The 23543-nt window shown below is 50.0% G+C and carries 21 protein-coding genes; 3 read left to right on the top strand and 18 right to left on the bottom strand.

From position 1 onward, the window contains the following. Positions 1-527: 527 nt before the first annotated feature. The 5 genes from nadE to AC3WTP_RS08110 all read right to left on the bottom strand — a co-directional run bounded on the left by nadE (position 528) and on the right by AC3WTP_RS08110 (position 4985). Positions 528-1337, bottom strand: a complete 810-nt coding sequence (nadE, locus tag AC3WTP_RS08090; protein ID WP_492394191.1) for an NAD(+) synthase — start codon at positions 1335-1337, stop codon at positions 528-530. A 262-nt stretch (positions 1338-1599) separates the two neighbouring features. Beyond that, complete coding sequence (locus AC3WTP_RS08095) at positions 1600-2034, bottom strand: BrxA/BrxB family bacilliredoxin (protein ID WP_492394087.1); 435 nt, start codon at positions 2032-2034, stop codon at positions 1600-1602. A 116-nt stretch (positions 2035-2150) separates the two neighbouring features. Further along, complete coding sequence (locus AC3WTP_RS08100) at positions 2151-2267, bottom strand: acid-soluble spore protein SspM (protein ID WP_492394088.1); 117 nt, start codon at positions 2265-2267, stop codon at positions 2151-2153. 57 nt (positions 2268-2324) lie between these two features. After that, complete coding sequence (locus tag AC3WTP_RS08105; RefSeq protein ID WP_492394089.1) at positions 2325-3086, bottom strand: hypothetical protein; 762 nt, start codon at positions 3084-3086, stop codon at positions 2325-2327. Between the two features lie 156 nt (positions 3087-3242). Beyond that, positions 3243-4985 (bottom strand): two-component system sensor histidine kinase NtrB, encoded by a 1743-nt coding sequence (locus AC3WTP_RS08110; protein WP_492394090.1) that lies wholly within the window; start codon positions 4983-4985, stop codon positions 3243-3245. A gap of 180 nt (positions 4986-5165) precedes the next feature. Between AC3WTP_RS08110 and AC3WTP_RS08115 the strand changes: the two genes are divergently transcribed. Continuing rightward, positions 5166-6428 (top strand): BaiN/RdsA family NAD(P)/FAD-dependent oxidoreductase, encoded by a 1263-nt coding sequence (locus AC3WTP_RS08115; RefSeq protein WP_492394091.1) that lies wholly within the window; start codon positions 5166-5168, stop codon positions 6426-6428. A 79-nt stretch (positions 6429-6507) separates the two neighbouring features. Here AC3WTP_RS08115 and AC3WTP_RS08120 read toward each other — a convergent pair whose 3' ends face one another. Genes AC3WTP_RS08120 through AC3WTP_RS08135 form a run of 4 tightly spaced genes read right to left on the bottom strand, consistent with a single transcriptional unit; the run spans position 6508 to position 9961 of the window. Further along, positions 6508-6915, bottom strand: a complete 408-nt coding sequence (locus AC3WTP_RS08120) for a DNA/RNA helicase (RefSeq protein WP_492394092.1) — start codon at positions 6913-6915, stop codon at positions 6508-6510. Positions 6916-6970: 55 nt separating this feature from the next. Further along, positions 6971-8284, bottom strand: coding sequence for an ABC transporter permease (locus AC3WTP_RS08125; RefSeq protein ID WP_492394093.1), 1314 nt, complete (start codon positions 8282-8284; stop codon positions 6971-6973). Next, positions 8233-8928: an ABC transporter ATP-binding protein gene (locus AC3WTP_RS08130; protein ID WP_492394094.1), complete on the bottom strand. Its 696-nt coding sequence runs from the start codon at positions 8926-8928 to the stop codon at positions 8233-8235. Before AC3WTP_RS08130 ends, AC3WTP_RS08125 begins: the two co-directional genes overlap by 52 nt. A gap of 46 nt (positions 8929-8974) precedes the next feature. Beyond that, positions 8975-9961 (bottom strand): NAD(P)H-quinone oxidoreductase, encoded by a 987-nt coding sequence (locus AC3WTP_RS08135; RefSeq protein ID WP_492394095.1) that lies wholly within the window; start codon positions 9959-9961, stop codon positions 8975-8977. Positions 9962-10136: 175 nt separating this feature from the next. On the opposite strand from AC3WTP_RS08135, the gene AC3WTP_RS08140 reads away from it, so the two are divergent. Beyond that, on the top strand, positions 10137-10607 hold the full coding sequence (locus tag AC3WTP_RS08140; RefSeq protein ID WP_492394096.1) for a MarR family winged helix-turn-helix transcriptional regulator: 471 nt from the start codon (positions 10137-10139) through the stop codon (positions 10605-10607). A 253-nt stretch (positions 10608-10860) separates the two neighbouring features. Here AC3WTP_RS08140 and AC3WTP_RS08145 read toward each other — a convergent pair whose 3' ends face one another. The 5 genes from AC3WTP_RS08145 to asnB form a co-directional block, all read right to left on the bottom strand. After that, positions 10861-12372, bottom strand: coding sequence for an MDR family MFS transporter (locus tag AC3WTP_RS08145; protein WP_492394192.1), 1512 nt, complete (start codon positions 12370-12372; stop codon positions 10861-10863). A gap of 101 nt (positions 12373-12473) precedes the next feature. Then, positions 12474-13991, bottom strand: coding sequence for an ATP-binding cassette domain-containing protein (locus AC3WTP_RS08150; protein ID WP_492394097.1), 1518 nt, complete (start codon positions 13989-13991; stop codon positions 12474-12476). 55 nt (positions 13992-14046) lie between these two features. Continuing rightward, on the bottom strand, positions 14047-14640 hold the full coding sequence (locus AC3WTP_RS08155) for an ECF transporter S component (protein ID WP_492394098.1): 594 nt from the start codon (positions 14638-14640) through the stop codon (positions 14047-14049). Positions 14641-14743: 103 nt separating this feature from the next. Continuing rightward, the gene (locus AC3WTP_RS08160) at positions 14744-15490 is read right to left on the bottom strand and encodes an energy-coupling factor transporter transmembrane component T family protein (protein ID WP_492394099.1); all 747 of its coding nucleotides are present in this window, start codon (positions 15488-15490) and stop codon (positions 14744-14746) included. A gap of 118 nt (positions 15491-15608) precedes the next feature. Next, positions 15609-17459, bottom strand: coding sequence for an asparagine synthase (glutamine-hydrolyzing) (gene asnB, locus AC3WTP_RS08165; RefSeq protein WP_492394100.1), 1851 nt, complete (start codon positions 17457-17459; stop codon positions 15609-15611). Between the two features lie 260 nt (positions 17460-17719). Here asnB and AC3WTP_RS08170 point away from each other — a divergent pair, with 260 nt between their 5' ends. Further along, on the top strand, positions 17720-18760 hold the full coding sequence (locus tag AC3WTP_RS08170; protein WP_492394101.1) for an alpha/beta hydrolase: 1041 nt from the start codon (positions 17720-17722) through the stop codon (positions 18758-18760). A 79-nt stretch (positions 18761-18839) separates the two neighbouring features. On the opposite strand, the gene AC3WTP_RS08175 is transcribed toward AC3WTP_RS08170, so the two are convergent. The 4 genes from AC3WTP_RS08175 to AC3WTP_RS08190 form a co-directional block, all read right to left on the bottom strand. Continuing rightward, positions 18840-20606, bottom strand: coding sequence for a glycoside hydrolase family 35 protein (locus AC3WTP_RS08175; RefSeq protein WP_492394102.1), 1767 nt, complete (start codon positions 20604-20606; stop codon positions 18840-18842). 383 nt (positions 20607-20989) lie between these two features. Next, complete coding sequence (locus AC3WTP_RS08180; RefSeq protein ID WP_492394103.1) at positions 20990-22261, bottom strand: methyl-accepting chemotaxis protein; 1272 nt, start codon at positions 22259-22261, stop codon at positions 20990-20992. Positions 22262-22280: 19 nt separating this feature from the next. Beyond that, positions 22281-22709: a disulfide oxidoreductase gene (locus AC3WTP_RS08185; protein ID WP_492394104.1), complete on the bottom strand. Its 429-nt coding sequence runs from the start codon at positions 22707-22709 to the stop codon at positions 22281-22283. A 21-nt stretch (positions 22710-22730) separates the two neighbouring features. Beyond that, complete coding sequence (locus AC3WTP_RS08190) at positions 22731-23438, bottom strand: DsbA family protein (RefSeq protein WP_492394105.1); 708 nt, start codon at positions 23436-23438, stop codon at positions 22731-22733. Positions 23439-23543 lie beyond the last annotated feature (105 nt).

Here is a 23543-nt window from a genome sequence, read left to right on the forward strand (position 1 = left end):
CGTGTGTCCGCTAACTGCCCCCTCGACGCATCAAGCTACTTTCGGCTGTAGTTACTAAGATGGCAGCATAACTGCAAAGGCCATGCAGCCCACTCGAGCGGACATAGGAGCCGCTATTTCATGTTTTCGAGGTGTTTTTTGGGGTTTCGCGGACACAGGGGACGCTATTTGCTTCAAAACTTGCACTAAATTGCTTATTTGAGTCAAATAACGGCTCTACTGTCCGCTAGTATGCCGAAATAGTGGTTTTTGCTGCAAATAGCGGATCGTGTGTCCGCTAACTGCCCCCTCGACGCATCAAGCTACTTTCGGCTGTAGTTACTAAGATGGCAGCATAACTGCAAAAGGCCATGCAACCCACTCGAACGGACACAGGAGCCGCTCCCGGCCTCCTATACCCATCAAGCTCCCATCGGCTGCCACTCATACAGCCGATGGGAGCTGTCTTCTCCCGCACAGCTTCGCGGCAACACAAAAAGTCCCCATCGCATACCCTCTGCGATGGGGACTTCTATGCCAACAACGCTTTAGATCCCTGGTATCATCGAGCGCTTATGCTCCGTCTTCTTATACTGACGCTCAATCTTCTCCTGCGCCTCATCGGAAACCGGCTTGCCTTCGAGATAATCGCTGTTCTCCTCATACGTGATGCCCAGCTCTTTCTCATCGGTCTGCCCTTCCCACAAGCCTGCGGTCGGCGCTTTATCAATGACGCTCGCCGGAACGCCCATGTAACGAGCCAATTGACGTACCTGGCGCTTATTCAGCGAGCTAAGCGGCGTGATGTCCACCGCGCCGTCGCCCCACTTCGTATAGAAGCCTGTCAGCGCTTCTGAAGCATGATCTGTCCCGACGACGAGCAGGTTCAGGTCGAAGGCAAGCGCATACTGCGTTACCATGCGCACACGAGCCTTTACATTTCCCTTGCCTGGGATGCTGATATGGCGATAATTCTGCATCTGCTTGAAAGCCTGCTCTGTTTCAAGCACGACCTCATTAACAGCATCTTCAATATTCGTCTCCACTGTATGCTCCAGGTTGAATGCTTTCGCGGTCGCATAACTGTCTTGAATGTCCGCTTGCTCTCCGTAAGGCTGGAACACGCCCAGCGTCATATAGGGCTGTCCAGTCTCTGCTGTCAACTCATCTGTGGCAAGTTTACACAAGCCAGTTGCAACTGCACTGTCAATTCCGCCGCTGATGGCAATCAACAATCCCGTTGTACCGGACTGCTTCACGTATTGCTTCAAGAAATCAACTCGGGTGCGAACCTCCTCCGCCTCATCGATCTGCGGCTTCACGCCAAATCTCTTCACTATCTCTTCCTGCATGCTCATCATTCCACTCCTCCTATTGCTTAATATATATATCACTTGTTAGACAAGTCGAATAGCTCTTCTATGTATAACCCCGCCGCAGCATGGATCAATCATGCTAACAGCAGGGCACTGCTCTCTTCAGACAACAAACATTATTATACTCATATGCAGATGCATCATAATGGCTTGGATTTCTCCTAAGGGCCGAATATGCCCGATGGCGCAGCGAGAGGCTGCTCCATTCTTGATGGATGCAGCCCCCGGCTTCCTATTCCTTATCTTAACGGCAGAAACGATCGTAAGCTGCCGTCAGTTCAGCTGAGATCTCTTCAGCGGAACGGTTTTCTATACCGTGACGCTCGATAAAGTGCACGAGCTCTCCATCTTTCATCAGAGCGATGGAAGGAGAAGAAGGCGGATACGGCGCGAAGTACTCACGAGCCTTAGCTGTAGCTTCCTTATCCTGCCCAGCAAATACAGTAAACAGGTGATCAGGTGTCACCTCGAACTCCAGCGACTTGCGCGCGCCCGGACGGCAAAGTCCCGCCGCACAGCCGCATACAGAGTTAATCACAACAAGCGATGTACCTTTAGCTGTTGGAAGCTTCTCTTCCACTTCTTCAGGCGTCGTCAACTCGACAAAGCCCACTCTCGTCAATTCATCACGCATAGGCTGTACCATATCGCGCATATATTGCTCAAATGACATCGACATCTTTATTCACTCCTAATAAATAATATCCGATAGTAGACAGAACGCCCCTCCCGTTCTCTATCGTTATTATTGTATCTAGGCCAAGGAGGGAAATCAAGCAAACAAAGGGCTTTTTCCTAGGTGGAAGGACGGTTAGGTCCGTTCAGCTTCTTATCGACAGAACCGCCGCTGCGGTTAGCGGCGCCTGGTTTCTGCTTCTGCTGGCGCTGCTGTGCCTTTGAATCTTGAGACATGGGATTGCCTCCTTTCCGTCACATATTCATTCGTATTATGCGTACGGAAAGATTCCTTTATCCCATATGATTCTCTGCGTTCTCCAGCGGATCCGATATAGCTGGACCTTCTGCGGCGATCTGCTCCTTCGAGCGCAGAATGATATAACCGATCAGAAGCAGAGATACATAGCCCCACTGCAGCAGGGACAAGCCTAACCACAGTGATTCCTGCGCCGTTGCATAACTCAGCAGCATGCCGATCGACCCAACCGAGAGCGTGGTAATCAACGCATCCGAGTAGGTACCGATAGGACGTCTGCGAATCCATAAGCCCATAAGCAGCAGCAGAGCTAGGATCGACTCTACTGCCGGCAGCGACGCCTGCATCGTTGCCGGCAGCGGCACCGGCGTTAGACCAGGGGTCGGCGATCCCATGTAGGAATAGAAGAACCCGAATCCTGCAAGCCCCATCAACAGTCCATGCGACACTGTATCTGTGAACTCTGATATGGGGATGCGCGATCTTCGAATATACGATGCCGTCCAAGCCAGCAGTCCGATTGTTAACAGTACATTACCGCTCATCGAGGTTCCGCTCAAGAATAACAGCGCCTTCGGCTGCTCCCATATAACAGATGGACTCTCCCATAGATATCCGAACTTCAGATTAAGGACCAATACAATCATAACCGTAAGAGTCCAATCCAAGATCTGCCGCGGTGACTTGCTCTCCAGCTTAAGACGAAGCGCCATAGCAACAGCTGCTATGAGCACGCTCGCAATCACTGCCAATAAGTCACCCTGCAGCGTAAGCGGCCCTAGTTGTATTACATTCATGCATGATCCTCCGTTTATCCATCAATGATGCGCCAAGCTCCAGAACTTGCCTTTATTTTACCATAGTCCGATCATGTATACGTAACCTCACTCTGACACTAAGAACATATACTAGAGCCGTATGAAACTCCATGATCCTAATGAGCGTGAAATAAACTAAACGGTATGCGCCTGAAGCTGCAACAATTCAAGGTCGCCGCCAGCCGCCTCCACCTGCTGTTTACTCGTTCTAAACGCAACGATGAAACTAGTTCCCTTGCCAAGCTCCGATTCCACTCGTATCGTCCCATTATGCCGCTCTACTATACTTAGACACAATGGCAATCCAAGACCCGTACCTTTCGTCTTCGTCGTGTAAAATGGCTCGAACAGCTTCTCTCTGATCTGTTCTGATATCCCAGAGCCGGTATCGCTCACTATTAGCTCTACTGTGGACAATTTCTCATCGTATTGGGTGGCAATCGTCAATACGCCCTTTTCTGGCATGGCTTCCATCCCATTTCGAGCCAGATTCAGGATGAGCTGCTTCATTTCCTTCGGATTCAGCAACAGCTCTGGAACAGAATCTCCAAGCTCCAATACAATCTCTTGACCGCGAAGATGGGCATCCGCCCACAGCAATGGCGCTACATGGTGGATCAGCTCATGAAGCTGAGTCTCCTCTTTCTTGACGATGCGATCCTGAGCAAGCGACAGGAAATCGTTAATAATTCCGTTTGCCCGATCCAGCTCCTCCATCACGATGTTATAGTACTCTTCCATATGCCCGGGATTCTTCTCCTTCATTAGCTGAATAAAGCCGCGTACGACAGCCATCGGATTGCGAATCTCGTGCGTTATGCTGGCTGCCATCTGTCCAACGAGGCTGAGCCGTTCCATATTGCCAATCTCCGCTCGAAGCTGAGTTAGTTCTGTAATATCATGCAGCATCCCCACTGCGCCTACGATCTCTTCTGTCTCTGGATTCTTCATGGAATTCGTATGAACAAAATAGGTACGATCCCCGATAATGCGCACCTCACTCTGCTGCGGCTCTCCTCGAAGCACTCGAAAGATCAGAAGGTCATCCGAATCCCAAAGTCTAACCTTCTTGAATATATCCCGATATGACTGACCAATGAACTCTTTCAGCTCATATTGACCGCTATGTTCCTTAATAATATTGAGAAGTGTCTGATTCATATTGGTGATCTCGGCATTCGCATTGACTGCGATTACACCTAGAGGGGTTGTATCCATTACATGGTTCAGCTTCTGCATCTCTTGGCGATACTTATGCGACATATTTAAATATCCCAGCTGAAAATAAGCCTTCTCCCGCATACTTTCAATAAAATAAACGATAGAGCAGGCCGCAATCATAAATACGAAGCCAAACATAGCCATGAACAGAAATACGTTGGATTGAAAATGAATGTTGTTCTCCCATAGCTCCAAGGAATAGAAGGCGATATACAAGACCATTCCAAGCAAAGCGAAATTCATGATAATATAAATCCGCATGCCCAGATTAGAGGTTCGGAACCGATTAATATAGAAGAACAGGACTAGCGTAATATACAGCAACGGGTCTGTCCAAAGAGGCTGTGTGAGCTGCGCATAATCAAATCCATACAGGATGAGGATGTATAACAGTACGATACCCGCTCCTATACGATAACCGCCATACAAGATCCCTATAGCATACGGAATTAACCGAAAGTCGAAGGGATGTGCAGTGGTTTTATAATAGTAGAAAGAGAACATCATACACAGCAGCACAGAAATAACGGAGAAAAAACCGATGTAAATATGAGCCTTCGTAATTCGAGACGGCTTCATTAAATAAATCTGACACGCAAATGCTGGGAGGCAAGCGATAAAAACTTGCAGCAATGTTTCCTTCAGTGCAACTAACACGATCGCTATTCCACCTTCCAAATATGTCCACTATGCCTAGATTAAAACACAGAATAGAGTCGGAAACAATCGGTAACGGTCATATTTTCTCAAATATTATGGATCTACGGTTGCAATAGGATTAGTTAGGGCTACAATGATACAATCTATATTAAATACAATCGCTTAGGAGTTTATACTATGAAATATGATGTAATTGTAATAGGCGGAGGCTCGGCTGGATTAATGGCCAGCATCTCAGCCAGCAAGAGCGGCGCCAGTGTTCTTCTCTTGGACAAAGGCGACAAGCTGGGTCGTAAGCTGGGGATCTCCGGCGGCGGCAGATGCAATGTGACGAACAATAAAGAACTCGATGATCTCGTGAAGCATATCCCTGGCAACGGGAGATTCTTATACAGCACACTCACTCAATTTGGCAACAAAGAAATTATCCAATTCTTCGAGAATCTAGGCATTAAGCTGAAGGAAGAAGATAACGGACGCATGTTCCCTGTCTCTGACAAGGCCAAGACAGTGGTTGATACCCTTGTGAATCAGGTGCGCAAGCAGGGTGTGAAGATGATGCTGAACGCCCCTGTCGACAAGATCATCTATGAGGATAATCAAGTAGCTGGCGTGCGGCTTAGAAATGGGGATGTGATACGCAGTAAGAACGTCATCGTCGCTTCCGGAGGAAAGTCCGTCCCTCAAACAGGTTCAACCGGCGATGGTTATAAATGGGCTGAAGCAGGCGGTCATACGATAACGGAGCTATTTCCCACTGAGGTCCCTCTGACGTCCAACGAACCCTTTATTCAGAGCAAAGAACTGCAAGGGCTGTCACTTCGAGATGTATCGCTGTCTGTATGGAACCCTAAAGGGAAGAAGCTGATTGAGCATCAAGGCGATATGCTGTTCACTCACTTCGGAATATCGGGACCTATTGCGTTAAGATGCAGTCAGTTTGTCGTAAAAGCGCTGAAGCAGTTTCAGGTCGGCAATGTAGAAGTATCGATTGATTTTAAGCCGGATATGAGTGCAGATGAAGTCTATCAGGAGACGCTGAAGCTCACGAAGCTAGAGCCTAAGAAAGCGATCAAGAATATATTGAAGGTCTATCTGCCGGAACGAATCGTGCCGATTCTGCTGCAGCAATCCGGGCTGGACGAGCAGTTGACGTACGATCATATTCCGAAGCAAGAGTGGCTGCAGCTCGCTAAGCTGATGAAGCGATTCCCCATCCGGGTGTATGGGACGCTATCCATTGAAGATGCGTTCGTCACTGGCGGCGGTGTCAACCTGAAGGAGATCGATCCGAAGTCGATGCAGTCCAAGCTTATTGAAGGACTATACTTCTGCGGAGAAATACTGGATATACACGGCTACACAGGCGGCTACAACATTACAGCGGCATTCTCAACCGGATATGCTGCAGGCAAGCATGCATCCACTAAGCAACTATAATATGGAGCTGCTCTAGAATAGCAAGAAGAGGGACCCCTTTCTTAGGAGAAGGTGTCCCTCTTGCACTTCCGCTCGTGAATCAGATATGCACGCCGCCAGGAAAATGATTCGTGCTTTCCTCATCGTTCCATCCTTCGGCATCCTCATCCCGCAGCGATAGATCGTCAAAGGCAGCTGTCGCTCTGGCATATCCATCATCCTCCGCCCAATCCTCATTGACGAGATGAGCGGGAATTGGGATTAGATCCAAGCCATATGCTTCATCGTAGATCATTTGTTCGTTGACTTCTCCTTCCTCAACCAGCGAACCGCCATAAGCTGCGGCAATTTCCAGAGCGGAAGTTAAATCTTGACGATTCAGATGAATATGAAAGACATGGTCACCCGTTTCCATAACCGGCGTATAGTTCAATTCCCGCATCATCTCATAAGCTAACTGTGCATTTCCCGCATCTTCGAAACGGAAACGAATAATTGCTTCGCGCATGGTTGACACCTCCATTCTAGAGCATTCATTGTTAATATGCCCTAGAATGAGCCAATCAACCCAACTCGATGGTTTCTTTGACTTTCCAGCCTCTCATTTTCATGACTCGCGCGCATACCCAGACCGTTACGGCAATCCCTGCGGCAAACACTAACAATTTATCGCTAACCTCAGGCATCCAAACAGCAGCAGAGAAGGACCATATAATTGCGGGAACAACTGCATTGATTCGTATAAAATGAACGGCCCCCTCATGCAGATCAGCAGCTGAAAATACGTATAGGCTCCATGCCTCGCTAGACAGCAATTCACGCCAATAGCTGTTGAGCCAGTATCCGAGCACGACGCCCATCACAGGCAGCACGAGATATAATAGCGGCGCTGCCTTAAGCGTGCTGATTATGATCGCCGCGGCCCCTACCCCGGTCAACTGCAGGTAGAAGCTAATATGCGCTCCGCTGCGCCATAAGGTCTTGACCGCGATGGCTCCGATCGTGACGCCGCTCGTCTTCGTTTCCATTAGATAACCCGATTTGCGGAACAATAGAGGGCGTTTCCCTTTCCTCCTGCGCGGAGGCTTCTCCACAGCTTGAGACAACAGAAGGTTCGTCAGCTTCATCTTATAATCCGTCTCTAGATCGATATCGCGCTCGAAGGTATACGAAGCGCGCGTCCGCCATATGCAGCAAGGAATAAGCGCTCCTGCAAGCAGGATGACTGCCGTAGAGGTGCCTAATATCGTTTCACCTGCTGGTACCAACAGGAGGCGGAAGATGACTATCGCCAGCATCACCGTTAACGAGCTCGCAATCTTCATGGGCCAGCCGTGGAATCGAACTTGAATCTGGTTGACTGCCATCGCCTTCAAGCATGACCATAACCATGCCAAGAATGCCGTGCTTATCACAACAGCGGGAGATATGCCGAACGCCTTGAGCATCCATGGGAGCGCCGCGAGGGTCAAGAGCAGAACGATCAGCGCTTGTCGAAGCATCATTTCCACGATGCCAAAACGAATAAAGGAGCGCCACCATGCAGGCAGCTGACGCAGAAATAAGATATCCCCCGCTTCTTGCCAGGTTCGCAAGCGAGACCAGAAGATAGGCAGGAGAAATAGGTATACCCACAATTGCATTTCCTGCAGCATAGGCGGCACTTCCAACGGCTTAAGCCACCAATCGGCGTAGAACTTGCCGCCCAAGAGAAGCGCCGGCACGATGAAGTACAGCATCACCGTCCAATCAAGCACCGTGCTCGCCGTCTTCCACTGAAATGTCATATTGTGACGCCATCGGCGCAGCGCTAACCCTGCCGGCTTCACGTCAGCACCTCGAAGCAGTCCATCAAGCTTCCCTGCGGCAGCTCGCACTGGTTACGGATATCCTCGAAGGTTCCCTGAGCGACAATTCCACCTTGATGGATCAGAATGAATGTATCGCAGATCCGCTCGGCGGTATCCAATACATGCGTGCTCATTAACACACCTGCGCCCTGCTCTCGGGCGGCCTGCAGCATGTCGAGCAAGCGCCTTGTCGCACGCGGATCGAGACCGATGAACGGCTCGTCCACGATGTAGAGCGACGGCTTCAGCATGAAGGCTATGATCAGCATCAGCTTCTGCTGCATCCCCTTCGAGAAGCTTGTCGGATAGTGATGCACCACTTCCTCAAGCTGAAAGCGCTCGAGGAGCTCATGCGCCCGCCGTTCAAATACGTCTCTCGGCAGCTTGAAAGCCGCAGCCGCAAGCTCTAGATGCTCCCATAGCGTCATCGTTTCATAGAGCACAGGCTGCTCAGGCACGTATGCATAGCCGCCATCTCCGCCGACTCGAATCGTGCCTTTTACATGCCGCATCACACCCATTACCGTCTTGATCGTCGTGCTCTTACCTGCACCATTGGGTCCAATAATACCAACTAATTGCCCTGGTTCTACTTCGAACTGTATATTTCTAATCTTGATATCACCTTGATCATAGCCAGCTTCTTCTATGTTTACATCTAATACAGACATGCCTTTCCCCTCTCTTACGACAGCCGACCTGCAGTAGCTTTACTAGTTAATGCATTAATATAATCATCTTGCCGATGTTAAGATTGGCCTCCATTCGCTTATGAGCTTCGTTCGCTTCCTCCGCATCCCATACCGAATCAATAACGGGCTGCATCGCTTCAGACTTGAACAGCGGCATCGCCCACTGCACAAAGCTGCGCGTCAATTCCACCTTGCGCTCATGAGGCAATCCCCGCAGCGTACTAGCGATAATGTGAATTCGCTTGATCATAGCCGGCATGATGTCCAATTGTTCCACCTTCGAACCGCTTAACGCCCCAAACAAGATGATGCGACCGTCTACCGACAGCACGTCCATATTGTCCTGCCAGTAAGCTGGACCTACCGGATCCATAATCAGCTGCACGCCTTCGCCCTTCGTCAGACGAAGAACTTCCTCGCGGAAGGATTGATTCTGATAATTGATATCCGTATCAGCTCCAAGTCTGCTTACGACCTCGCATTTTTCATCCGTACCGGCAGTTGCGATCACGTAGGCTCCGACAGCTTTCGCGATTTGGATTGCCGCAGTGCCTACACCGCTTGCCGCGGCATGAATCAGAATTCGCTCGCCCGCCTTCAGCTTGCCAAGCTGAATCATATTGAGATAAGCCGTCAAGAACACCTCAGGGATTGCGGCAGCTTCTGTTAGATGGATCTTATCAGGAATCGCAATCGCCATATCCTCAGGAATGACAACATATTCAGCATAGCCCCCGCCATTCAGCAGCGCAGCTACATGATTGCCTGCTTCCCAGTTCTTGACGCCTTCTCCGACTTCCTCAATCACACCGGACATCTCGAGCCCCAGAATAGGAGATGCGCCCTTAGGCACTTCATACTTCCCTCTCTTCTGCAGCAAGTCTGCGCGGTTTACCGCCGTTGCATGAACTCGAACTAGAAGCTCGCCAGGACCGCACACGGGCTTCTCCCAAGTTCCTATGTACAATTTCTGTTCATCGTTCACTAATATTGCCTTCATCTGATTAGTCATCTCATTCGCCTCCCTTATCCTTACTAACAAGCTTACACAATACAAAGTTTTTAAAAACTTCAATTTTAATGCGTTCAAGCTTTCACAAATGTGATTAATGACATGTTATAAATTACAATTCCATAATATCATGAAATCATTATCACAGATTGTGACTAAAAAAGGTGGGATCAACATGCAAGAACGTGTAGATCATGAAACAGAAGCCTCCATGCACTTGTACCGCGTCTTGTCCAAAGCGTTCAAGAGCGTATCCGATCACTCTGCTGCCAATTGCAAAAATGAAGGCTTCAATCCAACAGACTTTGCGGTACTCGAAATGCTATATCACAAGGGTCCGCAGCCAATTCAACAAATTGGATCAAAACTGCTGCTGCAAAGCGGCAATGTTACCTATGTTATAGACAAGCTTGAGCGCAATGGCTATCTGCGCCGTCATCCTTGCAACAAGGATCGTCGCGTCATCTATGCAGAGATGACGGATGAAGGCAGAGACATCATGGATCGCATCATGCCTAGTCAAGCCAGCACGCTGAACCGTGCCTTAAGCGGACTGACGACAGAGGAGAAAGAACAAGCGATCAACTTGTTAAAGAAGCTTGGGATTCAAGCGGAGCGTTTATGTTCCAACAAAGCATCTCAATAAATGCTGCGAAATAGGGGCAGCCAGTTCAGGTTATGGACATCGTCTATAACACACAAGATTCACGTACTGTCTGGATTACTGTTGCAAGTTGTGGCAGGTACTCCCGCGTGGTTGCCCCTAACCTCCAATCTATTAGTCCACATGAAACTCCTCCCTCATATTGAGCTATATTGCGCTTACTATCTTCCCATTAGTCAAATAGTCAAAAAACCGACAGCACGAGACTATCGGTTCTTCAAGTTACCCTATAAAGTTATGAGCCTGTATTCTCTATCGATGCCTCTTGCGGTTTGCGTACTCCTTTAGGCATCAGCAGCGTGGACAACATGCTGACTGCAGCAATAATCGCCATCAGCACGAAGACACTATGCAGCCCGCTCTCCAGGAATCCACGCAGATGATTCATAACATCGGGAGCCAACTGCTGCGTCATTTCAGGATCGAGCAGCTTATTGAGGTCTTCCTTCCCGATCTTGCCTGCCACCTCTGGCCCGGCCTGCCGCGCCGCAGCCGCGATATGAGAGTTCAGATAGGTGCCAAATATCGCAATCCCAATCGTCTGACCGAGTGTCCGGATGAACGTGTTCAACGCTGTTGAGGCGCCGCGCACATTCCACGGAACAGAGGACTGCACGATGATCGTAAACGCCGTGAACGAGAATCCGAAGCCCAGCCCTGCCAAGGTCATCAGCAGTATAATCATCCAGACTGAAGACTGTCCTGTTATCAATGCCAACCATGTAGCACTGATCACGATAAAGGATGTGCCAAATGCCGTAGTCAGCCTGCCTCCACTCTTAAGAAGCATGCGCGCGCCGATAATCGAGCCAATAAGCCAACCAATGGACATTGGCGTAAGCGAGAGCCCCGAGCTCTTCGCGCTCTGTCCAAGAACGCCCTGTATCCAGAGCGGAAGATAAGAGTTAATTCCCATCAGCACTGCGCTTGCCAAGAATCCCACCAAGTTCGATACCGCAATATCGCGAACCTTAAACAGCTCAAACGGCACCATCGGTTCCGCCGCGCGCCGTTCAATGAACACGAACCAAGTCAAGAACACGACCGCAGTTGCAATCAATATATAAATAACCGGCGAATTCCACGGAATACTCTGTCCGCCAGCAATTAGAATGAATAGAAAGGCGGTCATCCCGACCGTAAAAGTCGCTGCCCCCGCATAGTCTACAGTCTTCTTTTTCCGCTCCACATTTTCATGGAATAATACTGCGATCATCCACACCGATATAATGCCAAATGGAACGTTGAAGTAGAAGATCCAATGCCAGGATAACGAATCAACGAAGAATCCCCCAACGAGAGGACCAACTAGTCCAGCAATCCCCCAGATTGAACTGAACAGCCCTTGAATCTTGGCTCGCTCCTCATAGTTATAGATATCTCCGACGATTGTAAAGGTGACGGGCATTAAGGCCCCGGCGCCTATCCCCTGAATCGCCCGGAATATGATCATTTGCGTCATATTTTGCGATAATCCGCACAGCATCGATCCTAACACAAACAGCACAGAGCCGAAGATGAATATATTTTTCCGACCGAACAAATCAGACAGCTTGCCGAACAACGGCGTAGATACCGCAGTCGTAAGCAGATAAGAGGCATATATCCAGCTAATCAACTCTAGACCGCTGAGATCTGCCACGATCTTAGGCATCGCCGTACTCACAACCGTAACCTCAATTGCCGCTAAAAATGTAGACAGCAGGAGCGCCAAAGTAACCATCTGCCGCGCTCGGCCAGGACGCATCGTTGCGCCATGTCCCTGCAGAGCCTTCTTATCGTCCATCTTGTCTATTCCAGCTCCTTCCCGCTGTTTATTATGCTTCATCTAGTGTCATCCCTCCTAGTTTACACGGGCTGAATCGATCCATTCTCAGCATGCCATTGCTTCCACATCGCATCCCCAAGCCATAGAGGGTCATGGGTTACGGCAATCACTGCCGCCCCTCGCGCACGTTCACGGTTGCACCATGAGATCACCTCTCGCGCGGCGATCTCATCTAGACCTGCTGTCGGCTCGTCTAAGAGCAGCAGTACAGGTCGATGAACAGCGGCAATCCAGAGACTCAGCCTGCGCTGCAAGGAAACGGATAAGTCATGCGGATGATAATGAGCGAACTCTTGCAGTCCCATGGCCTGCAGCTGCTCCAAACACCATGCCTCACCATCTATTTCAGATATAGCCAGCTCCCGATATACATCCATACACTCATCTACTACCCGTTCGGTCATAAATGAGGCAGCAGCACGCTGCGGTACATACCCGATCAATCCTGCCAGTTCATGCGGCTTGAGACGCTTCAAGTCTTGTCCGTGAATATGTATAGTTCCTTTATATTGGCGCAGGGCTCCGCTTAACACCTTCAGCAACGAGGATTTACCCGCACCATTGCTGCCGCGGAGTACAATCCCATCTCCAGGCATCGCCAGTCCATGGGCGTCTCGAAGCGCCATATATCCATTGCGATAACGCGCGGTTACTCCGTTGAATTTGAGAATTAGCGTTCCTGCAGAATCCGAAGTTATAGCGGTTGTAGGCAACAGTGCATCCCGTTCCGCATCTAACCGTTCAACAATATTATCAGCAGTACCAGCATCAACAGCAGAAGCGGACTCCATTTTACTCGGCAAATGCAAGCGACCGTCTTCCAATGTCCAATGCTCCGCTCTTTCCCAGAGTGGATGACTTGCATCCAGATCCGACTTGCGTGCCGTAGATACGATCAACGTCCTTGCTCGTAACCCTGATGGATCGCTGTGTGTTCCATTGAACCAACGATAGACAGCATCGGTGAAACGCAGTCGTCCATCCGTGTCCAATGCGCTCCATGCATCGTCTATTATGAGTACTTCCGGCTCCATTGTCCATACGGCGGCGGCAGCCACTCGCTGCTGCTGTCCCCCAGACAGATGCTCAACACGCTTGTCACGATAGCGCACCATGTTCACAGCATGAAGCTCGCGTTCTACCCGGCGATCGATCTCCTCTCGCGCCAAGCCAAGATTCTCCGGTCCGAACGCCAACTCATCCTCAACGGTGCCGATGACAAACTGCTGCGCGAGCTCGCCCCCGATATAGCCAATCAGTGGCTTGGGATCATCGCCCCGATGCAACGACCCGCTTATCGTCCCATCTAGCGGGGTCATCAGATCAGCTAACAATCGACACAGCGTCGACTTGCCGCTGCCATTGCGGCCGCTGATGATAACGACAGCTCCTTCCCATACTACACCCGAACAACAATCAAGAACAGCTTTAGTTTCACCAACATAGCTAAAGGTCACGCACGATAAGTGCATGACCTTCTGATTGGCATCCGTATGAAGCCGCTCCGTCTGAAGCGTTTGCTGTTGATTACGTTCCATTAGAGCGTCACCTCTCGATTACAATAATAGGGTTAATTAAGCCTAAATGAATGATTCAATCTTTACTTAAGTGTTGACCGATTGCAAATGAACGCACATAGCGTGTACCCGCAAGTCGATCTCCCAGCCACTTCGTCAACGCTCCACACAGCAGCATTCCGCTCAAGCAGCGTACAATTAACGTAATGACGAGCACACTCGGCGCATACGCAATATACCCGAACATGAAGGAAGCAACTATAAACCAGAGCGGCACCATCGCTGTTCCGATGAACATCATTCGCGTCCAAGTCAGTTGACGATATTTGTATAAGTAGAATAAGGGTTCCGCAACTACCGCATAACATGCTGCCGCTGCAATCGCAGACCAGGCGCCGTATGCATTTCCCATCATGATCTGAATAAGTGCTCCAATCGCATATGTAAACAACGATGCGCCAGGCTTACGAATGATATACATAGCCAGTACACCGTACACCACATAAACACCAACTATTGTTGACGTAAGAATAGGTCCTCCCCATACATTCAGCAGCTTATTGACATAGGCCAGCAAGGTGGTAGCTGCACCATTAGCCGCCGCCAGCAACGCCATTAGAACCCATTCGTTCATCGTAAAACGCTGTATTATTGAATTCCGACTATTCATTGTTCACCTATCCTTTATATATTATGGTTAACAATATATAAAATACTAGGTGCCATGATAAAATGCAAGCATTAATTGCTGGGCTGGATGAAGGCTAAGCCCATCACAGCATCCAGATCGAAGCGGCGGCGGCCAGCATCGAGGCCGCCGCCAGCCCGGCGCCCAGCGGCATAATGCGCAGCTGCCGCCACACGGTGCGCCGCCCGGCCGTGCCGAAGCGCTTCGCCTCCATCGCGGCGGATACGCCGTGGACGTGGCGCAGCGCGGACTGGGCCACGGCCGGCAGCAGTTGGCGGGCAGCGCTGAGCCGCCCGCCAAGCCCGCGCAGCGGCGTCTTGCGCCGCAGCCGCTGCGCGTGGCGAATCTCTTCCGCTTCGCCGATCAATAGCGGCACGAAGCGAAGGGCGATGGCGGCGGCATAGGCGAGCCGTTCCGGCACATGCAGCCGCCCCACCAGCGCGGCGACCACATCGCGGGGCTCCGTGGTTGTCGCGTACAGGATCGATGACGCAAACAGGGTCATCGATCTTAGCGTTAACGCCGCCGAGGCGACCATCGCCTCCTCGGTCAGCACCCCGCCGGTTACATCCGGCCATACTGCCGTTTCACCCGGCAGCACCAGCCATTGAAAGACGAAGAGCGGCACACCGAAGCCCAAGATCCATAGGCCGAGCATATTCCACTGCCGCCGGGACCATCCCGCGCCGCTCAGCGCCAGCAGCACGACCGACAGGAACCACACCAGTTGACCGAACAGCGACATCGTCAACATGACCGCCAAGCCCGTGCTCAACAGCCAGATCCCTTTCGTGATCGGGTCGATTCTAGTCAACCATGTCCACATGCGCATTCTGCCACCTCCTTCCTTATCATGTATTCCGGTTCAAGCTATGTATTCTTCCGCTTGTCTTGTATACAGTCAAGAGGCCTCCGTCATATTCATGGCGGAGGCCTCTCTGTCATTCATCTTATGATCCGCGTTTCATATAAGTCGCATGCCATAAGGCAAATACGTACAGCACCCACAGTTTGCGCGAATAATCGCCTTGTCCTGCCTTGTGCATGCGGAACATATTTTCCACCCGTGTCATATTAATGATCGGATCAATACCGCTCGCTGTCATCTGCTCCCACATAATATCCGCGCGCTCTGTCTTCAGCCAGTCGCGCATTGGCACAGGGAAGCCCAGCTTCGGACGGTTCAGCACCGAATCTGGAATGATGCCCTCCATCGCTTTGCGCAGCGCATACTTCGTCGTACCGTTGGCAATCCGATATTTCATCGGGATCGTGCGCGCTACTTCAAACACCTTGCGGTCGAGGAACGGCACGCGCAGCTCGAGCGAGTGCGCCATCGTCAGCTTGTCCGCCTTCATCAGAATGTCGCCCGGCATCCACAGATTCATATCGATATACTGCATACGGGACACAGGGTCCAGATGAGCTGTTCGATCATAATAGAGCTTCGCTTTATCAAATGGTTTCGTAAACGACGCCAGCTCCTCCGCACCAGCGCGCAGCAGCACCGGCTTCGCGTCATCCGAGAAGATGTTGGCGTTGCCCAGGAAGCGCTTCTCCAGCGGCGTAGTGCCGCGCAGCAAATAGTTGCGGCCGTAGAAGTTAGGCAGCTTGCGCAGAATCGCGTTCAACGAGCTCTGCATCCCCTCCGGCATCCAGGATAGGTAGCGCAGTGATTGCGGCTCACGATAGATCCGGTATCCGCCGAACAGCTCGTCCGCGCCTTCACCGGACAAGACGACGGTGACATGCTCCTTCGCCAGACGCGCTACTTCATACAGCGCAATTGCCGATGGGTCCGCAACTGGCTCATCCAAGTGCCAGATCGCACGTGGCACCGCATCAAAATACATTTCCTGCGTAATCATCCGATCATAATGCTCCGTATCGATCTGACGGGCTGTATCGCGAGCGATAATCGTCTCATTGTTCGCTCCCTCGAAGCCGACGCTGAACGTCTTGATCGGCTCCATCGAACGCATCAACGTTGAAGTAATTGTCGAATCAATCCCGCTTGACAGGAAGCATCCGCGCTCCACCTCGCTGTGAAGATGATTCTTCACCGAATCATGCATCACATGGCGAATCTCATCCAGCACTTGTTCCAGCGGACGATCCACAGGCGCAAACATCGGGTCCCAATATTTGCGGAGCTGCGGCTTGCCTTCGAATGGAATCGTGATGGAATGAGCTGGAGGAAGCTTATAGATGCCAGCGTACATCGTCTCTGGATCCGGAACATATTGGAACGTCAAATAATTGTACAATCCGTTCATATTAATGTCGCGAGGCATGCCTGGCACTGTCAGCAGGCTCTTGATCTCCGAACCGAACACAAACATATCTTGATCATAAAAATAATATACCGGTTTAATTCCGAAATGATCGCGCGCAATAAACAACTGCTGCTTGTTGCGGTCCCAGATCGCGAAGCCAAACATCCCGCGAAGATGATGCACGCACTCTTCTCCGTGCTCTTCATACAGATGTATAATAACTTCCGTATCAGTATGGGTCTTGAATTGGTGGCCGCGCGAGATCAGATCCTCACGAAGCTCCAGATAGTTATATATTTCTCCGTTAAATATAATCCACACGGAATCATCTTCATTGCTCAATGGCTGAGCGCCTACTGCCACATCAATAATCGACAAGCGTTTAAAGCCTAGTCCTACTCGATCACCAATCCACAGCTTACCGTCATTCGGTCCGCGATGGTGAATGATGTCCATCATGTTGCGAACAATATGTTCAGACGGCTGTTCGCCGTTGAAGTTTAATATACCAGCTATACCACACATGCGTACTCCAATCCCTTCGCTACATATAAGTCAGAGTGATACAAGTCATTATATACTTATTTTACACAAAACGACACATCTCACAGTCTGTTAACTAGCTATCCTCCATCATATAATAGATAGCTCCATCATTTCCACCATGATTATTACCAGTTGTAGGGCAGATAATGGAATCATGTCGATGCGTAAAATGAAGAATTGCGGAGCAACCTACTGTCACTAATGACAAATAAACCTCAAAAGCGATTGGAGGGATTAATTTGATTGCATGGATGTCAGCAGGCATATTATTATTTCTGGCGCTGTCCTTGTGGGTAATTCCGGTTTACGGCGTGCATCGGATGACACTCAGCAAGCGTCAATCGTATAAGAAATGCTTTGAATTAATGGAAGAGTTTCAAGTATTCACGAAGCAGGAATTTGACGAATTGGATAAAGAGGATGTACACATCAAGAGCAACGACGGTTTGAGACTGTATGGCACATATATCGAGAAATACCCTTATTCGAATCGAGTGACTATCATCGTCCATGGCTACACTGCTGCAATGCCCTGGTCATCGCAATTTTCTGGAATTTTTATGAATAAAGGCTTCAACATCCTGCTGATCGATCAACGGGCGCACGGTCAGAGCGAGGGCAAGTACGCCACTTTCGGCTACAAGGAAAAATACGATATCCAAGCCTGGGTCGATTGGGTCGTCGAGCGCAAGGGCGAAGACTGTGTCATCGCACTGCACGGCCAATCGCTTGGCGGCGGGACGGTATTGGAATATGCGGCTATCCACCGACCACAAGTAAGATTGATCGTTGCGGACTGTCCGTATTCTGATCTCACCGAGCTTGTTCGATATCAAGTAGCAAACCTCAACTTCATCCCTTCATGGCCGTTTATCAACCTGATCAATCGCAGATTAAAGACTAAGGCCGGCTTCAGAATGGAGGATGTAAGACCTATCCAAGTGATGGAAGCCTGCAAACTTCCTATTATGTTTGTGCATGGCGGGGCTGATCTATTCGTCCCGACGAAGATGAGCGTCGATCTGTATAATGCTAAGCTTGAGCCGAAGCGATTGCTTATTGTTGACGGCGCAACGCATGGCGTCGCTCATTGTCGGGATCGTGAGCGTTATGTTACAGAGGTTTGTGACTTTGTGGAACAAGTCGTCGGACCTGCAACAGCGGAGGATATGATCACTTTGGGTGAGGAAAGGGAGTTAGAGCATATCTCTACTACTGATAACACCGTGTTGGAGCCTCAATCAGCGCTGCTGAGCGGCGAACTGATCGCTCAGCCGTAGAATACAGCAAGAGGATGACGCTTGCCACAGCCATCCTATCGGTCTGTGGGTTCGACGTCATCCTCTGTTAGGTTGCAGCTTATAAGTGCGGCTCGTCCTTAAAGCTAATCGCGTTGCCCGCTTCATGCAGCTCGAATAGCACGATGCGATTAACGCCCCGCTTCAACAGCGGAGCAGGTACATACAATGACTGCGTCGGTCCCGCTTCCCAATATCGGCCGAGATTGAAGCCGTTGGCGAATGCCACGCCTTTCTTCCAACCGTCCAGATGCAGGAACGTATCTGCCGGTTCGTCTTCGATCGTCAGCTCCGCTTCATAGAACGCAGGCTGTTCTTTAAGCTGTTCATCTGTAGAATCCAATGCCGCTGTTGCTGAGATATCATAATTTACAAGTTCGATTGAATCTAGCGGTATGGTGCGTACATCCCAATGATAATGGAACTGGTAGTCGAGTCTGACTCCTTCTGTTATACCTTTTCGATCAGAAGCAAGCTTCGGTCCATAATTGATTCGTCCCATATTCTCCACTAAGATATCCAGCCGCGCTCCACCTTCTGGAATGTTCAATTGAAGCTCTTGCGGGTTCGTTCGCTCCACCACGCCTATATATTTCTGATCGAGATAGACAAGCGCGCGATCATGCACGTCTTGAAGCGTCAGGCTGCAAACTCTCTGCGCATATGGCAGATTAGAGGAATACATAATAAAGCCGTAATTTTGACCGTAGCTCTCCATAGGTTCAGGAGTCACGCTATGATGAAGCGTGGAGATGCTCGGAAGTGTATCGAACAGTTTCACACTCCGGCTGACAGGTATGTCGCCATAAGCTTGTTTGAGTGTGTTGGATGGCAATTCATCATTTGGTAGCTCCGTGTACTTGCTAATTACTTCACGGAACGCATGGAACTTAGGTGTCAGATCGCCCGCCTCGCTGATGGGAGCATCATAATCATAGCTGGTGACAGTCGGATCATATTGCTCGCCGTGATTGGCTCCATTCATGAATCCGAAGTTAGTTCCGCCGTGAGCCATATAGAAATTAACGGATGCGCCTTGTGCCAATATCTCGTCCAAGGCTTGTGCAGCATCCTCGCTGCTTCGAGTATGGTGCTCTTCTTTCCAGTGGTCAAACCAGCCATTCCAGAATTCCGCGCACATCAGCGGCGCATCCGGTTGATACTCAAGCAGCTTGTCAAACCCTTCCTCAGCGCGCGAGCCAAAGTTGACTGTCGCCCATACTCCTTCCGCCATGCCGCCTCGCAGCATCAGATCCGTCGGACCGTCGGAGGTGAACAGCTGCACATTTACACCCTGCTGAATTAACATGCTTCTTAACGCTTGCAGATACTTCTGATCATTGCCGTAGCTGCCGTATTCATTTTCAATCTGCATCGCAATAATAGGTCCGCCGTTCGTTATCTGCAGCGGTGTCAGCAGCGGCAGCAGATGCTTATAGTAAGCTTCAACCTTATCCAAGAAGCACGGATCACTCGTGCGCAGCTTTGCCGAAGTATTCAGCAACCAAGCGGGCAGACCACCGAATTCCCATTCTGCACATATGTATGGCGCAGGTCGCACAATAGCATATAATCCAACTTCCTCTGCTAAGCGGATAAACCGAGCGATATCCGTGATTCCTTCAAAGTTATATTCGCCTTCACGCGGTTCATGCAGATTCCATGGCACATACGTTTCGACCGTATTGCAGCCCATTGCTTTAATCTTGCGCAAACGATCCTCCCAGTACTCTGGTACACAACGAAAATAATGCATCGCCCCTGAAATGATGCGGAAAGGCTGGCCATTCATATACAGTTGACGATCTTCCCATGTTAATCCTGCCATCCAAGCTCCTCCTTATATACATCAAAGCACAGTTTGATTCCATCATACCCGTTCTGCACATTTTTGCCATACACATACTTGACCTGAACATGTACAAATGTAACTTTCCGCTCACCTCGCCTGAATTACCCGAGAGCACCTGCACGCTCCCGCTCCACACGTGCACTCGCACACCTGCGTCCGCACGCTCGCTATCCGTCCCACTCACCCGCGTAACGGGCTTTTTCCCCGTTATCTCCCCCATTCCAGCGCTTCCGCACCCTCTAACGGGGAAAAACCCTTTTATCTCGCGGACGCACGCTCGCTCGCTCCCGCTCCACAACAAAAAAAGCCAGCCAGAATAACCTGGCTGACCATATAACCTTTCACAACTTAGCTTCATCCTACGCCTTGAATATCGCAATCTGCGCATTCAAGCGATCGGCCTGTCCACGCAGCATTTCAGAAGATGCGGCCATCTCTTGCATCATAGCCGTCTGCTCCTGCGTCGCGCTCGCTACCTGACGCGTGCCGATGACTACATCTTCAACAACGGCGGCCATCTGCCGAGTCTGCTCCAGTGTCGCGGAGAACTGCTCCGTCTGCGTATTCACCGATTCTACGATCGAGTGAATCGCACTTGATGCCTGCCGTGTCGCGCTGGCGATATTGCTGAGCGCATCCGCCGCGCCATCCTTCTTGTCCGCTTCACGACTTACCGTCTCCACCTGCTTCGTTATCAGCTTCACAGCTTCATCCACTTCAGCCTGCATCTGCACGATTCGGCTATTGATGTCATCCACCGCGACCGCCGATTGCTCCGCAAGCTTGCGAACTTGCGACGCAATAACGGCAAAGCCTGCGCCCTGCTCACCTGCGCGCGCAGCTTCAATCGACGCATTCAGCGCCAGCAGATGCGTCTGATCCGCAATCTCTCTAACCGTATACGAGATGCTGCCGATCTGCTCAGCTTGCTCATTCAGCCGCTTGACCGTATGGATAGATGCCTGCCCTGATGCGGCAGCATCCAACATACCGTCAATGATCGAGGTCAGCATTCGCTCGCTTACTGACAGCGTGTCCAGCATATGAGCGGTAGTTCGTTCCGTCTCGTCCGCGCGACGTCGAACATCGTCCGCTGAAGCATGAACCAGCTCAACAGCCCGAGTCGTTTCGGCAGTCCATGCCGCCTGACGTTCCGCCCCTTGGTTCATATCATCGGCCGCTTGAGAGATCTGTTCAATCTGCCGCGCAGCCTGCGCCATAGCGTCGCCAAGCGACGATGTATTGCGTGTCGTGATCTCGATGCTGCTCTTCATCTCATTGATCATATGCTGCAAGTTGCTTATCATCGTGCCGAACGCTTGAATCAGAACCTGGATTTCATCATTAAACCGATACTTCGGGATCTCAACCTGCAGCTTGCCATGTGCAGCATCATGCGCTGCCTTGGTCAGTGCCATAAGCGGCTTCACAATGAAGCGGGCAGCTAACCAGCCAAGGAAACAAGTCCAGAAGATACCCAGCATGAAGATCAGTACTCCATACGTTATTTCATTCATATTCGGAGCTAAATACGGCTTAAGCACAAAGATAAAAAACGCGCTCGTCCCATAAGTCACAATGGATACCACAAGCATGCCGAGTACCATTTTCATCTGCAGTCCGAATTTCATCGTGTGATTCCCCCAAGTATCAATCTTCAATTGTATTGGTTTGCTGTTTACGGGCAATGAGCAGACAGATCGTAATGAGCACAAACGCAATAAGTGCAAGCAGCGGAATGGTAAACCAACCGCCATCCAAATAGTCATATTCACAAGGCACGCCTGCACGGCAAGGAACAATCGCGGCGAATCCAGGAATCATCTGTTTCATGTAATGATAAGTTGAAATAAGACCGCCGATAATCGGCAATGGCAAGGCATACTGAACTACGGTATTGTCATTCTTGTAAGCGCCTATGCCAAGCAGGATAACGAGCGGGTACATAAAGATTCGCTGGTACCAGCATAAGCTGCACGGCTCCCAGTGCAGGATTTCACTCATATACAAACTGCCGGCAGTCGCTACAAGAGAAACGATCCAAGCCAAGTACAACGCATATTTTCGAATAAATGTCACAAGAAGTTCGCTCCCATCCTCTTACTTAACTGCAGCCAGTTCTTCTTCTATTGCTTTCTTTATGCTCTCATATTCAGCTTCTACAGGCTTGCCATTGACAAACACTGCAGGAGTTCCCATTACATTAGCCTTTTTGCCTAACTCTAATTCTTTATCAACCTGTTCCTTATAAGTGCTGTCAGCAAGCTGCTGTTTGAATTCATCAACATTAAGATTCGGAACTGACTTTATCGCGATTTCAGTCAGATACTCCGGTGTTGCCCACTGAACACGCTCCTCTTGTTGAGAAATGTACAGCTCCCTATGAAAATCCCAGAATGCCTCAGGATACTGAGCTTGTATAATTTCAGAAGCCATAGCTGCGGTAATTGAATCTGGCCCTATAAATGGAAACTGTAAAAAAGTAAATTTCACTTTACCTGTATCAATGTAATCCGCTTTTAACTGCGGGAATACTTGTTCACCCCAATGCATGCAAGCCGGGCATTTGTAATCACCAAATTCTACAATGGATATCTTAGCATCTGGCGAGCCAAGCACGGGCTGCTCTTCAGCATTGATGACCGAAAGGGCGGATACTGACTCTTTCTGACCAACCTCCGCACTTTGATTATTAAGAACCGCAATAAGAACAATCAGTCCAATCAGAACGATCGGAAACAGAATTAACGGCAGCCGGCCGATGTTTTTTGTCTTGCTCTTAGAAGTACGTATGTTGCTTTTCGCCAATGAGTTCACCTCTTCTATAAAATGGAATGAAGTAGAAATATAGTATGGATATATTCTCCATATTATTTCAATTTCCTTTTCTTTAATTGTAAACCATATGCGACA

It is taken from the genome of Paenibacillus sp. EB106-04-04-XG159 (genome assembly GCF_058791835.1).

Coding starts and splice junctions, on each gene's coding strand:
- AC3WTP_RS08100 (WP_492394088.1), bottom strand. CDS start 2,267: ATGTCTCAAGATTCAAAGGCACAGCAGCGCCAGCAGAAGCAGAAACCA.
- AC3WTP_RS08145 (WP_492394192.1), bottom strand. CDS start 12,372: ATGCGTCCTGGCCGAGCGCGGCAGATGGTTACTTTGGCGCTCCTGCTG.
- nadE (WP_492394191.1), bottom strand. CDS start 1,337: ATGAGCATGCAGGAAGAGATAGTGAAGAGATTTGGCGTGAAGCCGCAG.
- AC3WTP_RS08140 (WP_492394096.1), top strand. CDS start 10,137: ATGCAAGAACGTGTAGATCATGAAACAGAAGCCTCCATGCACTTGTAC.
- AC3WTP_RS08175 (WP_492394102.1), bottom strand. CDS start 20,606: ATGGCAGGATTAACATGGGAAGATCGTCAACTGTATATGAATGGCCAG.
- AC3WTP_RS08130 (WP_492394094.1), bottom strand. CDS start 8,928: ATGTCTGTATTAGATGTAAACATAGAAGAAGCTGGCTATGATCAAGGT.
- AC3WTP_RS08115 (WP_492394091.1), top strand. CDS start 5,166: ATGAAATATGATGTAATTGTAATAGGCGGAGGCTCGGCTGGATTAATG.
- AC3WTP_RS08150 (WP_492394097.1), bottom strand. CDS start 13,991: ATGGAACGTAATCAACAGCAAACGCTTCAGACGGAGCGGCTTCATACG.
- AC3WTP_RS08180 (WP_492394103.1), bottom strand. CDS start 22,261: ATGAAATTCGGACTGCAGATGAAAATGGTACTCGGCATGCTTGTGGTA.
- AC3WTP_RS08120 (WP_492394092.1), bottom strand. CDS start 6,915: ATGCGCGAAGCAATTATTCGTTTCCGTTTCGAAGATGCGGGAAATGCA.
- AC3WTP_RS08160 (WP_492394099.1), bottom strand. CDS start 15,490: ATGCGCATGTGGACATGGTTGACTAGAATCGACCCGATCACGAAAGGG.
- AC3WTP_RS08095 (WP_492394087.1), bottom strand. CDS start 2,034: ATGTCGATGTCATTTGAGCAATATATGCGCGATATGGTACAGCCTATG.
- AC3WTP_RS08105 (WP_492394089.1), bottom strand. CDS start 3,086: ATGAATGTAATACAACTAGGGCCGCTTACGCTGCAGGGTGACTTATTG.
- AC3WTP_RS08155 (WP_492394098.1), bottom strand. CDS start 14,640: ATGAATAGTCGGAATTCAATAATACAGCGTTTTACGATGAACGAATGG.
- AC3WTP_RS08135 (WP_492394095.1), bottom strand. CDS start 9,961: ATGACTAATCAGATGAAGGCAATATTAGTGAACGATGAACAGAAATTG.
- asnB (WP_492394100.1), bottom strand. CDS start 17,459: ATGTGTGGTATAGCTGGTATATTAAACTTCAACGGCGAACAGCCGTCT.